Origin of the sequence: Natrinema salsiterrestre (assembly GCF_029502005.1) — an archaeon.
Taxonomy (GTDB): domain Archaea; phylum Halobacteriota; class Halobacteria; order Halobacteriales; family Natrialbaceae; genus Natrinema; species Natrinema salsiterrestre.
In genome coordinates, this window is the sequence record NZ_JAMQOT010000006.1 from 249,653 (window position 1) to 262,754 (window position 13,102).

The 13,102-nt window shown below is 64.0% G+C and carries 10 protein-coding genes; 7 read left to right on the top strand and 3 right to left on the bottom strand.

What is annotated here, in order from left to right; genetic code table 11:
• Positions 1 to 83 precede the first annotated feature (83 nt).
• Positions 84 to 1,262 (bottom strand): aspartate kinase, encoded by a 1,179-nt coding sequence (locus NDI89_RS17515; RefSeq protein ID WP_277523329.1) that lies wholly within the window; start codon positions 1,260 to 1,262, stop codon positions 84 to 86.
• A 205-nt stretch (positions 1,263 to 1,467) separates the two neighbouring features.
• Here NDI89_RS17515 and NDI89_RS17520 point away from each other — a divergent pair, with 205 nt between their 5' ends.
• Positions 1,468 to 1,905, top strand: coding sequence for a hypothetical protein (locus NDI89_RS17520; protein WP_277523330.1), 438 nt, complete (start codon positions 1,468 to 1,470; stop codon positions 1,903 to 1,905).
• A 184-nt stretch (positions 1,906 to 2,089) separates the two neighbouring features.
• Positions 2,090 to 3,772, top strand: a complete 1,683-nt coding sequence (locus NDI89_RS17525; RefSeq protein WP_277523331.1) for an acetate--CoA ligase — start codon at positions 2,090 to 2,092, stop codon at positions 3,770 to 3,772.
• Positions 3,773 to 3,823: 51 nt separating this feature from the next.
• On the opposite strand, the gene NDI89_RS17530 is transcribed toward NDI89_RS17525, so the two are convergent.
• Positions 3,824 to 5,467, bottom strand: coding sequence for a DNA-directed DNA polymerase II small subunit (locus NDI89_RS17530; RefSeq protein ID WP_277523332.1), 1,644 nt, complete (start codon positions 5,465 to 5,467; stop codon positions 3,824 to 3,826).
• A 224-nt stretch (positions 5,468 to 5,691) separates the two neighbouring features.
• On the opposite strand from NDI89_RS17530, the gene NDI89_RS17535 reads away from it, so the two are divergent.
• Together NDI89_RS17535 and NDI89_RS17540 are read left to right on the top strand one after the other, a co-directional pair.
• Positions 5,692 to 6,567, top strand: coding sequence for a S26 family signal peptidase (locus tag NDI89_RS17535; RefSeq protein ID WP_277523334.1), 876 nt, complete (start codon positions 5,692 to 5,694; stop codon positions 6,565 to 6,567).
• A gap of 97 nt (positions 6,568 to 6,664) precedes the next feature.
• Complete coding sequence (locus NDI89_RS17540; protein WP_277523336.1) at positions 6,665 to 7,630, top strand: S26 family signal peptidase; 966 nt, start codon at positions 6,665 to 6,667, stop codon at positions 7,628 to 7,630.
• Between the two features lie 260 nt (positions 7,631 to 7,890).
• Here NDI89_RS17540 and NDI89_RS17545 read toward each other — a convergent pair whose 3' ends face one another.
• Positions 7,891 to 9,654, bottom strand: coding sequence for a Cdc6/Cdc18 family protein (locus NDI89_RS17545; protein WP_277523337.1), 1,764 nt, complete (start codon positions 9,652 to 9,654; stop codon positions 7,891 to 7,893).
• A 1,346-nt stretch (positions 9,655 to 11,000) separates the two neighbouring features.
• Here NDI89_RS17545 and NDI89_RS17550 point away from each other — a divergent pair.
• The 3 genes from NDI89_RS17550 to NDI89_RS17560 are packed head-to-tail and all read left to right on the top strand — an operon-like array spanning position 11,001 to position 13,062.
• Positions 11,001 to 11,639 (top strand): Era-like GTP-binding protein, encoded by a 639-nt coding sequence (locus NDI89_RS17550; RefSeq protein WP_226004824.1) that lies wholly within the window; start codon positions 11,001 to 11,003, stop codon positions 11,637 to 11,639.
• Between the two features lie 5 nt (positions 11,640 to 11,644).
• Positions 11,645 to 12,046: a DUF2073 domain-containing protein gene (locus tag NDI89_RS17555; protein ID WP_277523338.1), complete on the top strand. Its 402-nt coding sequence runs from the start codon at positions 11,645 to 11,647 to the stop codon at positions 12,044 to 12,046.
• Entirely contained in the window at positions 12,046 to 13,062 is a 1,017-nt protein-coding gene (locus tag NDI89_RS17560) for an OapC/ArvC family zinc-ribbon domain-containing protein (RefSeq protein ID WP_277523340.1), read from the top strand. Before NDI89_RS17555 ends, NDI89_RS17560 begins: the two co-directional genes overlap by 1 nt.
• The last annotated feature ends 40 nt before the right edge of the window (positions 13,063 to 13,102 follow it).

Consider the following 13,102-nt stretch of genomic DNA (forward strand, 5'->3'; position numbering starts at 1 on the left):
AATACGACGTTCACGTCTGATCGGTCGATCGAAGCGCAGCGCGATACCGAGGTAGAAAGCGTCGAGCGCAGCGATCGCTCGGGCTAGAACAGGTCCTGAGTCAGCTCGAGGGTCTCCTCGCGGTCGTCCCAGTCGACGAACAGCGCGACGCTGGTCGCGCTCGTGATGATGTCCTGCAGGTGGATCCGGGCCTCCGCGAGCGGGTTGACGATCTCGCTGATGATCCCGGGCTGATTGGGGAGTTCCCCGCCGGTGACCCGGATGACGGCGATCGGCGAGTCGACGGTGACGCTCGAGAGCGCGTCGCGGGCGATGACCTCCCGGTGGAGGATGTTCTCGGCTCGCTCGGCCTCCTCCTCGTCGATGTAGAAGGTGATCGTGTCCATACCGCTGGCGACGGCGTCGACGTTGACGTCGCTCTCGGCGAGCGCCTCCGAGAGGTGGTTGAAGACGCCGGGCTCGTTGCGGATCGCTCGGCCGGCGACGGTCAGGCAGGCCAGGGGCCGCTCGCGCAGGTCGACGAGGTTTCTGAACTCGCCTTCGATGCTCGTCCCGCCCGAGAGGAGGTCCCCGTGCTGGTAGTGGACGACGCGAACGTCCAGATTGCCGCCCTTGTAGGACAGCGCGGAGGGGGCGACGACCTCGGCTCCGCGGAAGGAGAGGTTTCGGAGTTCGTCGACGGAGATCTCGCCGACGTTCCGCGCGCCTTCGACGACGTGTGGATCGCCGGTCATGACGCCCTCGACGTCGGTCACGATGACGACCTCGTCGGCGTCCATGTACTTGCCCATCATGACCGCCGTCGTGTCGCTGCCACCGCGACCCAGCGTCGTGATCGAGCCCTCCGGGCCCTCGGCGAGGAAGCCGGTGAGGACCGGCACCGTCCCGTCGAGATCCGCTGCGACCTCCTGAGCGCGTTTCTGCGTTTCCTCGACGTTGACCTCGCCGTACTCGTCGGTGACGACGGGCCACCGCTCGCTGCCGGGCTCGAGGAAGATCGCATCGATTCCGCGGGCCGACAGCGCGGCCTTGAGCATGCGGACCGACGTCCGCTCGCCCATGCTGACGATCTGAGCGCGGTCGGCTTCGTCGGTCTCGAAGCTGATCTCGTCGAGCAGTTCGTCGGTGGTCGACCCCATCGCGCTGGCGACGACGGCGATCTCGTGACCGTCCTCGACGGCCGCGGCGATCGAATCCGCGGCGCGGTTGATCCGGTCACCGCTCCCCAGACTCGTGCCGCCGAACTTCGCTACGACGCGCATACTGACACCTCACGGGCTGCGTGCGTTACGGTGGTGTGGCTCATACTGCGTTCGTAACCAGAGCGCGCAGATAACTGTGTCCCATCGTCCCCGTTTTTATTCGGGCCGGACGGGGCGAGTCCGACCCCAGCGGACGGGATCGACTCGTTCGTGGCGATGCGCCGCGACTGGGATTTATTATCGTGGGCAGCATTACCATCCGTCGATGAACGTACGGGACGCACTCGAGGCCGACGCAGACGCGCTCGCGTCGATCGCGGACTCCCCGACCGACGTGATGCGGAATCTCGTCCACGACCGGACGGTGCGCGTCGCCGAGGACGGGAGCCACGATCCCAACGCGGACGTCTCCGGGTCGCAGTACGACGGCTCCGATCCCGAGGACCTGCTGGGGTTCATCAGCTTCGACGCGCGGGAGGATACCGTCCACGTCACCCAGCTCGACGGGACGAAGGAGGCCTGCAAGCGGCTGCTGGCCGAACCGGTTCGCTTCGCCGAGCGCGAGTCGATGGCCGTCGAAGTCCTGGCGGCACGGGACGCCGACTCCATCGAGACCGCTGCCGAGGACCTCGGCTTCGATCGACGCGGCCGCGGCCCGCGGTTCGACGGCTCCCCGACGGTCCGGTTTCGACTCGAGCCGTAGGATCGGTCAGTGACGCCGGCTCTCGGCGTCGAACGGATTCGATCGATCCGGTCGCCCGTTTCGGACCCGATTCCGGAGACAGTTCCGGTGCCCGTCGCGGGCGATCTCTCCCCGTTCGTCTCAACGTATCAGTCTTGCAACTATCCGAAGGGATTATTACCGTTAACGGTGCCTCCGGTGGTGTATGCCATCGAACCATAACGTGCCCGGGTACGAGGAGACTCGAGCGGAGTTCACGTGGGATCGGATCTACGACGAGGCGGCGTGGGATGCCCCGTCAGAACTGAACATCGCACACGAGGTCTGCGATCGACACGCCGAGAACAGGGAGACGGTCGCGCTCTACCAGGTCGGTGAGGACGGCGAGTTGACCACGCTGACCTTCTGGGAACTGGCCGAGCGGACGAACCGGTTCGCGAACGTCCTCGAGTCGCTCGGGATCGAGCGGGGCGACCGCGTCTTCTCGTACATGCCGCGGATCCCCGCACACTACGTCGCGCTGGTCGGGACGCTCAAACGCGGGGCCGTCTTCGGCGGGATCAACGAGCGGTTCGGTCCCGACGGTATCTCCTATCGGCTCGACGACTGCGACGCGAAGGCGATCGTCACCACCGCCGCGAACCGAGACACCGTGGCGGCCGCGCTCGAGGACGCCCCCTCGGTCGAACACGTCATCGTCGTCAGCGACGACGGAACGGGAATTCGGCGGGGCGACGCGAGCTACCACAGCGAGATGGAGACGGCGAGCCGCGAGTACGAGCCGGCCGACACCGGCGGCGAGGACGACGCGCTGCTGTACTACACCAGCGGGACGACCGGGCTGGCGAAGGGCGTCCTCCACAAACACCGATGGGTCGCCGGCGTCGCCGCCACCCAGAAGTACTCGGTCGATCTCCGGGAGGGCGATCTGTACTGGTCCACGGCGGACCTCGGCTGGCTGACCGGGCCGATCAACACCCTCGGTGCCTGGTTCTGGGGGACCGCGCTGTTCACCTACGAGGGCGAGTTCGACCCCGAGGAGTGGGCCGACCTGCTCGACACCTACCCGATCTCGGTCCTGTTCTCGGTCCCGACGGCCTACCGCATGCTCCGCGAGCACGAGGACGTCCTCGAGGACGTGTCGCTCGATCTGCGGCACGCGCTGTCGATCGGCGAACCGCTCTCGGCGGGCGTCGTCGAGTGGGGCGAAGCGACCCTCGGCGTCACGATCCACGACACCTACGGCCAGACCGAGACGGGGAACATGATCATCGACAACTACCCGACGATGGACGTTCGGCCGGGATCGATGGGGAAGCCCCTACCGGGTATCGAAGCCGCGGTCGTCGATCCGGAGACGGGCGAAGTGCTCGAGCCCGGCGAAACGGGCGAGATTGCCCAGCGCGGCGACTACCCCTGCTTCTTCGCGGAGTACTGGGAAAAGCCGGAGAAGACGGACTCGTGTTTCGTCGACGGCCCCGACGGGGAATGGTATCTGTCCGGTGATCTCGCACACACGGACGAAGACGGGTACTTCTGGTTCGAGGGCCGGGCCGACGACGTCATCCTCTCCTCGGGCTACCGGATCGGCCCGTTCGAAGTCGAGAGCTCGCTGGGCGAGCACGAGGCCGTCGCCGAAGCCGCCGTCGTTCCCAAACCCCACCGCGAGCGCGGGAACATCGTGAAGGCCTACGTCGTCCCCAGCGAGGACGCGACGCCCTCCGAGGCGCTCGAGGAGGAGATCAGCACCCACGTCCGGGAGGAACTCTCGGCCCACGAGTACCCCCGCGAGATCGAGTTCCGGGAGGAGCTGCCGAAGACGGTCACCGGGAAGATCCGTCGGACGGAGCTCCAGGACGAGGTCGACGGAGAAGCGCAGGCGGAGTGACGACCGGTCCCGCGTCTCGAGGCGAGCGGGTCGGTGTCGGCCGGCGTCCGGTCAACTGAACTTTCGGACCGTCACGTCCAGCGTATCCAGATCGACGATCGGGGCGAACCCGGCGTCGGGATCGATGTTGACGCTCTTCTGGAAGTCCGTCTGGGCCTGCCAGCAGCCGGAGTTGATCGCGAGCACGTCGTGGTACTTGCCGAAGCCGAGCTTGTGGACGTGACCCGTGTGGAAGATGTCGGGCACCTCGTCGATGATGAGGTAGTCCTTCTCTTCGGGCGCCAGTCGGGTGTGACCGCCGAACTGCGGCGCGACGTGGCGCTTCTTGAGGAGGTGGTACATCGCCTTGTGCGGATCGTCGTAGCTGGCCTTTTCTTCCGGGAGCTCCGCGATGACTTCGTCCAGCGAGACGCCGTGGTACATCAGGACGGAGACGCCCTCGAGAGTTACCATCGACGGGTTGCTCACGATCTGGGGGTCGTGTGCGGACATGATCTCCCGGAGTTCCTCGTCGAACCCCGGCTGCGGTTCCGCGAGTCGGACCGCGTCGTGGTTGCCCGGAATCATGACGACCTCGATGTCGCCCGGAATCTTCTTCAGGTGCTCGCTGAACGCCTCGTACTGCTCGTAGATGTCGACGATGTCCAGTTCCTCGTCCTGGTCGGGGTAGACGCCGACGCCTTCGACCATGTCGCCCGCGAGCAGCAGGTACTCGACGTGCTGGGCCTCCGGCGTGTGGAGCCAGTCGGCGAAGGCGTTCCACGCGTCGGCCATGAACTCCTGACTGCCGACGTGGACGTCGCTGATCAGCGCCGCCTGCACGTGGCGCTCCGCGGTCGACGGCTCGTGGGTGCGGGGAACGTCCGGGAAGTGCATCGAGTCGACGAACGCGATCCCCGAATCGTCGGCCAGCGTCCCCTCCATCGCCAGCACTTCGTCGCAGAGTAACTCCTCGACGAGATCGGCGTACTCCCTGTCTTTCATCACGAGCCACGGGAACGTTCCCGTCGCGTCCTCGAGTTCGATCAGCCAGTGACCGCTGGCGGTCGACCGGATGTCGTTGACCAGTCCGACCATCGCGACCTCGCTGCCTCCCGCCATTCCCTGAATGGCCGTCGCCGGGCGGTGATTGACCCGTCCCCGCAGTTTCGCACCCAGCCGATCGAGCCGGTCCCGGAAGACGGAGACGAAATCGTCGTACTCGCCCGTTCCCGTACTCTGGCCGGTCATATCGCCGACGATCTCGAGCGATCGCTGGGCCGGATCGGACGATCGATTCGCCGACGGTGACCCCTCCGTTTCGACTGGAGACCGACCGACCGATTCCGCCCCCGTACCGGCCCCGGTTCCAGTTGAAACGGAGGGGGGCGACTCCGCCGACGGCGAATCGCCGGCGGCGGCTGGGTCGATTCCCGTCGCAACGTCAGCGCTGGCGTCGGGGTCCGTCGTACTCGCATCGCCGGCGACGGAACCCGAACCGGATCTCGAGGGAGCGTCCCCGTCGGTCGTCGAGAGGGCCGCCTCCACGTGATCGGTCCGAACGACCAGCGCGTCGTCGGGGATCTCCTCGAGGACGCGCTCGAGCGCCGCGGCCGGATCCTCGACCGCCGCGAGCCGGGTTACCGCCTCGCGCTCCGCGTTGTACCCGCGGCTCGTGAGTTCGCTGACGATTCGAGCGGGAGCCTCGAGTGGCACTACACGTCGCATTCGCGAGCGCGGGCAAAAGGATAGCGGATCCCCCGCCGACGAGAGGTCGGTCCGGTCGGACGGGATCGGCTCTAGCGTGTAACTAACGCGTACGGAACCATCGCTGAACGAGCCCGCATCACTCGCGTAGAGCCTGTAGGTGTCATATCACCTGCATAGACCGCCGAGCATCGCCGGAAGTTTGATGCGTAGTTCGCCGTAACCGGTTCCCAATGGACGGTCCCGACGCCGGCGAACGGAACGACGAGCGATCCGACCTTCGCGACGCGCGTTCGGGACCGCAGCGTTCGACGGACGACCCCGGCAATCGTCGGCCGCGGTCCGGCGCGACGGAACGCCCCGATCGCGACGGGGTCACGATCGATGACGACGGGATGCTCCGCTGGTTCCTCGAGTCCGACGACCGGACCGTCACGGTCTGTCGGGACGCCGCGACGGTCGTCGCTCTCGTCCTCGTGATCGGTCTCCTCCTGTTCGGTATCAACGGGACCTGGCCGCCGTTCGTCGCCGTCGAGAGCGGGAGCATGGAGCCCAACATCCGGGAAGGGGATCTCGTATTCATCGTCGACGACGGCCGGTTCGTCGGCGACGATGCCGTCGCCGGAACCGGTATCGTCTCCCTCGAGAGCGGACGGGAGAGCGGCCACGAGAAGTTCGACGCTCCGGGCGACGTCATCGTGTTCATGCCGAACGGCGATCCGAGGCGGACGCCGACGATCCATCGCGCCCACTTCTGGGTCGAGGCGGGCGAGAACTGGGTCGCCACGAAAGCCGATCGCGAGTTCACGAACGGCGCGAGCTGCAACGAGATACTCTCGTGTCCGGCACCCCACGACGGGTTCATCACGAAAGGCGACGCCAATCCGGGGTACGACCAGTTGCCGCAGTCTGGTGCGAAGACGACCGTCATCAGTCCGGAGTGGGTGACCGGAAAAGCGATGGCCCGCGCCCCGTGGCTCGGAGAAATTCGATTGGCCGTCGGTTCGGTACAGGCGCTGACCGGGATCGGATCGGCCGCCATCGTCATCGCTACGGGTGTGCTCACGCTCGTCCTGCTCGGGGCGGCCGCCGGCGGCCGGGATCCGTAATAGGCTCACCGAGGGTCTCGATTGCGATGGCGGAGCGCTCGATCGCCGAACGCCACGAACAGAAAGTTGATTGGCTGGCCGGGCAAAGGGAGTGACGATGAGCGGTTCTAGCTCCGGGGACCTCCCAGGTGATTCCGGTGACGACGGTCGTGAGAACGAGGATCGAAGCGCTGGCCCGTCACAGACGCAACCCTCGCCTGAGGAACGTCCGCGGAGCTCCGCCGACGCCGAGGCCGTAACGATCGAAGACGACGGCGTCCTCCGCTGGTTCCTCGAGACCGACGACGAGACCGTCGTGATGACGCGAGACGTGCTGAGTAGCGTCGCCATCGTCGCCGTCGTGGGTCTCCTCCTGTTCGGAATCAGCGGTATCTGGCCCCCGCTGGTCGCCGTCGAGAGCGGCAGTATGGAACCGAACATGCAGCGAGGCGATCTGATCTTCGTCGTCGACGACGGCCGATACGCCGGCGACGCGGCCGTCGCGGGAACCGGAGTCGTCACCATGGAGCGCGGGCAGGAAACCGGGCACGACAAGTTCGGCAATCCCGGCGACGTCATCGTCTACAGACCGGACGGCAGTCAGCTGCAAACGCCGGTAATTCATCGCGCCCATTTCTGGGTCGAGGAGGGAGAACACTGGGTCGACACGAAAGCCAGCGAGGAGATCGTCGGCGACGCGACCTGTACCGAAGTCGCTACCTGTCCCGCCGAGCACGCCGGCTTCGTCACGAAAGGCGACGCCAACCGCGGGTACGATCAATTGTCGAGATCCGGTGCGAGAACTGACGTCGTCAAACCCGAATGGGTCACCGGCAAGGCGATGTTCCGAATCCCGTGGCTCGGCCACGTCCGGCTGACCTTCGACGAGCTCCTCGGCGGGATGCTCGTGCCGACGACTCCCTCGAGTTCGCCGGTGTACGAGCCGGCATCGGTGACGCAGACGGCGACGCCCGCCGGACCCGAAACGACCAGTGGTGGAGGCCGCGGTGAGTTCGCCGGGGCCGCCGCGCTCGCCGCTACCGGGGCCGGAGCCGCAGTCGCGGTCGACCGGTCCCGTCCCTGATTCGACCGGCGAACTAATTCCGGCTCGTCTGACGTTTTTTCGGCTCTCTTTTCGTCCGTTGGACCGCAGCGAACGGTTATTCGACACGCGATGAAATTTGATTCGAACGGTCTCGGGTGGACATAGAGGGGCAGGTCGGTTCTGACGATCCGTCGCGTCGCAACGCCGGTTCGACTACGGCGGGCTGTCGGAACGGGAGCGGGAAGCGACACGAAAAGAACGACAAAAGCAGTGAGCGGACGCCGGACGGAGTCGATTCGTCAGTTTTCGAAGCGGGCCTGAACGAACGGCTGCACGTCGTCGATATCGCTCAGTCGGGAGTCGCTCAGTAGCACGGCCTCCGTCTCTTCGAGTGGAACGGAGAGACTGATCTCTTTGGTTCGACCGTATCGGCCCTTCGAAACGACGACGGCGTTGACGATCCCGAGCATGTCGAGCTCGCTGATGAGATCCGTCACTCGCCGCTGGGTCAGGACGTCCGCGTCGATCTCCTCGCACAGGCGCTTGTAGATGTTGAACACCTCGCCCGTGTTGATGCTGTGGACGCCGTTTTTCTCGAGCAGGATGATCGCGAAGAGGACGAGTTTGCTCTGCGTGGGGAGGGTCCGGACGACCTCGACGACCCGATCGAGTTCGATCTTGTCCTGGGCCTGCCGGACGTGCTCCTCGACGATGGTTTCGGCCTGTGATCGTTCGGCCAGTTCGCCCGCAGTCCGAAGGAGGTCGAGTGCGCGTCGCGCGTCCCCGTGTTCCTGCGCGGCGAAGGCCGCACACAGCGGGATCACGTCGTCCGAGAGCGCGTCGCCCTTGAACGCGACGTCCGACCGATGGTTGAGGATATCTCGCAGCTGGTTCGCGTCGTAGGGCGGGAAGACGATCTCCTCCTCGCCCAGCGACGACTTGACCCGGGGATCGAGGAAGTCGGTGAACTTCAGGTCGTTCGAGATGCCGATGATCGAGACGCGCGAGTTCTCGAGTTCGGAATTCATCCGCGAGAGGTTGTAGAGCGTATCGTCGCCGCTTTTTTCGACGAGCTTGTCGATCTCGTCGAGCATGATCACGACGACCCGCTCGTCGTAGTCGACGGCGTCGAAGAAGACGCTGTAGACCCGGTCGGTCGGCCACCCCGTCATCGGGACTTCCTCGAAGGAGTCCTTGTCGTCCTCGAGTTCCGCGATTCGGTCGTCGACCTCGTCGCGCGCTTCGAACGGCGTCGATTCGAGTGGGTGTGCGGGCGAATCGATCGCGGATGAGTCACTCTGATCGGTGTCGCCGACGGCCGTCGGATCAGCGGTATCCGAGGACCCTACGGCCGGAGTCGATTCCGAAGACCCCCCCGTTTCGAGTGGAGAATCGCCCGACGTAGCACCGGTATCGGTTCCAGAAGAACCGTGTCCTTGCGACTCGGTCTCGTCGCTCGAGACGAAATCGAAGGGGTCCGACGCCGTCTGGTCGTCCGATAGGCCGTCGGCCTCAGTTTCGCCAGCGCTGCGACGCTCCGCGTCGGCGTCATACTCGTCGAGGGCGTCCAGTAGCGACTCGAGTTCTGCGACTCGGTCATCGATGCGCTCTTTGTTCTTGTCGATGAACTTGTTCGCGAGTTGCGCGAGGACGCGGTACTGGGTATCGGTGACCTCGCAGTTGATGTACTCGACGTCGCAGGGAACGCTGTACTTCTGGGAGGTGCTCTCGAGTTCCTTGCTGACGAACTTGGCGCTCGCGGTCTTTCCGGTCCCCGTTTTCCCGTAGATGAGGATGTTCGACGGCGTTTCACCGCGGAGCGCGGCGACGAGTATCGTCGCCATCTTGTTGATCTGATCGCTCCGGTGGGGGAGCTCGTGTGGTGTATAGGACGGACGAAGCACCTCCTTGTTCTCGAAGATCGGTTCGCCGCTGAGGAGGTCGTCGAACAACCCCTGATTCGACTCATCGTCGTCGAGATCGGCGCTCTCGAAGTCCGTCGAGAACCCGCTCGTTCCGTCAGCGTCGTCCGAGTCAGTGATTTCTGAGTTGTCGTCTGCCATCCGTCGTACTGAACCCCCTTATTTCGAGTGGAACGCCGAACACCGGAACAGGAATATAGCGGTGTAATGGCCTTAATCGGGCGATTCACCGTTCCAGATACCGGGTTCGAATCCAGTTGATGCAAACGAAACAGAGGAAAAGCACGTTAATAAAGGCTTCCCTTCCCCTCGGATCTTGCCCGGTCGCAGCGGTCAGTGTGCGATCGATCCGGACGCCGTGACTCGATTTCGAATTCCGACGGAACCGTCTCGCAGTGAACGAGACGGTCACGCCGGATCGACACTCGAGGTGGCACGTCGGGGACGGATTTCGAGTCGAACTGAAGACCGTAATCGACACCTGTCGCTCGGCCCCCCGAGCGACCGAACGGCGGCATAAACGGCCCGATCGACTCGATGAACTCGTCGTTCGGTCGGGCCGAAACTCGGTGTCGGTCGAGTCACGAACAGTTCTCGGGGAACGCTTTCGGGAGGCTTTCGACGAGCCCGTCTGCTCCATCTGCTTTCGATGAGACGATCGGCTTCCTCGAGTGCGAGATCCGAGAGCGAACGTATGTGAACCGAAAGGGTGTGCGAAGAGTGAGGATAATGGGGGAAGTTAGCATTGCTCAGTCCGAGACCCCCCCACCCCTTCGTTTCGAGTGGAACGCACTGAGAGGGAGGGAGGGGGTTCGACGACATATTGCGACGGAAGATTTTATATAGTGCTGTGAGAAACAGTATCCGTAGAACTAGCAGACCAGCTAGTCTTACTAGGCTTTTGTTTCTAGTTACTAGTTCCTGCTAGACTCGCTTCTCACGGCCGTCTCGATTACTAGAATCGTTCTCGAGTTACTAGATCGATCGCTATCGGGGAATTCTCCGGCGAGATCGTCTCGAAACCCCGTTCGAATCGAAATGGAGGGTCGAAATCGTCACAGTCCCGGTCGATCAGCTCTCGTCACCACCCACGGTCTCGTCACTCTCCAGTTGAAACGAAGGGGTGGGGGTCTTCGAACCGCTCTGTTCCTCCGCTACGAACCCGTTCGCATTTCGATCCCCCCTGTCATCTCTTCACACGCTCCCGAATAATTCACAGTAATTCAATCGTCTCTCGCGATCTACCGTGCCACGCGATCGCAGCCGGAACGCGTCCAGCCGGCACACCCTATCTGACACTTCTGTGATCCGCTATATCCATCACTCTTATTTCAGGCCGAAGGCTGTGTAACGTATCCGTTCTCGGAGACGATATCGGTATCTTATATTTCTCTTTCGTCGAATTGTCTACACGTCTGACGTAGGCTTAAGTGAGTTCAGTTAGTAGTACGCGCAGATGCACCCCGCGGTGCTGGAGGCCCCTAAGGATGGGACTGTTCACAGAACTCAAAGATAGTATCTCTCGGGCTACAGACCGCCTGTTTTCGGAACAGGAGCCCAAACGAATCGGTATCTACGGTCCGCCGAACGCCGGCAAGACGACGCTCGCGAACCGTATCGCACGTGACTGGACTGGCGACGCGATCGGCGCTGAGAGTCACGTCCCTCACGAGACTCGTCGCGCACGCAGGAAAGAAAACGTCGAGATCGAACGAGACGGAAAGACGGTGACCATCGACATCGTCGACACACCCGGTGTGACGACGAAAGTCGACTACGAGGAGTTCACCGACGAGATGGACGAGGAGGACGCGATTCGTCGCTCCCGCGAGGCGACCGAAGGCGTCGCAGAAGCCATGCACTGGCTTCGAGAAGACGTCGACGGCGTCATCTACGTCCTGGATAGCGCAGAGGATCCGATCACGCAGGTCAACACGATGCTGATCGGCATCATCGAATCCCGCGATCTCCCGGTTCTCATCTTCGCGAACAAGATCGACCTCGAGGAATCGAGCGTCAAGCGGATCGAGGACGCCTTCCCGCAGCACAAGACCGTGCCGCTCTCGGCGAAGGAAGGCGACAACATGGACGAAGTCTACGACAGCATCGCGGAGTACTTCGGGTGATTACGATGCCAAAAGCAACCAACCCGGACGATCCGGACGCGCCCGACGGCGTGCAGATCGACCTGATCAGCGGCGAGCGAATGGACGGCATGGCGACGATGGAGAAGATCAGGATGATCCTGGACGGCGTCCACGACGGCAATATCGTCATCCTCGAGGAGGGGCTCACTCCCGACGAGGAGAGCCGACTCATCGAGGTCACGATGGCCGAAATCAGTCCCGACGAATTCAACGGGATCGAGATCGAAACCTACCCGAAATCCGACACCCGCGATTCGTCGTTGCTCGGCCGCATCATGGGAGGTGAGGAGGCGGAAGCGAAGCTGACGGTGATCGGCCCGGCCAATCAGATCGAAACGCTCCACAAGGACGAAACGCTCATCAGCGCGCTCGTGTCCCGTAACTAATGCCTCACCAGTGTACGAACTGCGGCCGGACGTTCGCCGACGGCTCCAAGGAGATGCTCTCCGGCTGTCCCGACTGCGGCGGGAACAAGTTCCAGTTCGCACCGACTGCGGCCGCCGTCGCTGACTCGTCCGCGGAAGCCGAGGGATCGGGTTCGCTCGATGCCGACGGTACCGCGGGGGAGTCCACCGCTCCCGAGTCCGACAGCGTGGCCACGCGAGCTGCGGAGACGGTTCGTGATCTGGTATCCGGCGATTCGTCCGATCAGTCGGCGGCCGATGTCCCGGCAGAACCGCCGCTCGAGGAGTCGGCCGGGGCTACGCAGTCGGACGCCCCCTGGCCCTCGAGCGAGGACGCTCCCGAAACGGATTCGACGACGTCGGACGGCGAATTCGAAGAATGGCCGGAAACGGCCCGACGGCCCGAGGACCGATCGGCGTCCTCGGACGAAGCGGCTGCCGACGCACCACGCGAAACCGGACCGACCGATCGAACCGACTCCGAGTGGCCACCGCAGTCCTCGGCCTCCAGCGGTCCGACGACGACGATCGCGGACGACGAGAACTCGGCCCAAGCCAACGCTCGCAGCGAGGTCATTCCGACGGACGACCTTCCGTCCGGCTCCGGGACGGCCACACGGGATACGTCGGACCACGGCACCGAGGCCGGAACGGACCGTGGCACCGCGGCAGGCTCGGAACACGGCCATGAAGCGGACAGTGCGGTCGAGACGCCGGCTGGTGCCGATGGATCCAGTGGTGACCTCGACGCCGACCAGTCGCCCGACCACGGCCGCGTCGTCAGCGAGCCGAGCGGTCAGCGACCGTCGCTCGAGGAACTCCGGGCGGAGCTCAACGAGCAGTTCGAGAGCATCAAGATCGTCAGTCCGGGACAGTACGAACTCAATTTGATGGAGCTCTACAACCGCGACGAGTACATCATCTCCCTGCAGGAAGACGGCCGATACGTCATCGACGTTCCGGATTCGTGGCGCGCCGGCGACGACGAAGACGAGTGACTGAATCGGCTGAATCGACGTTCGGTTCCGTCTCTCGTGA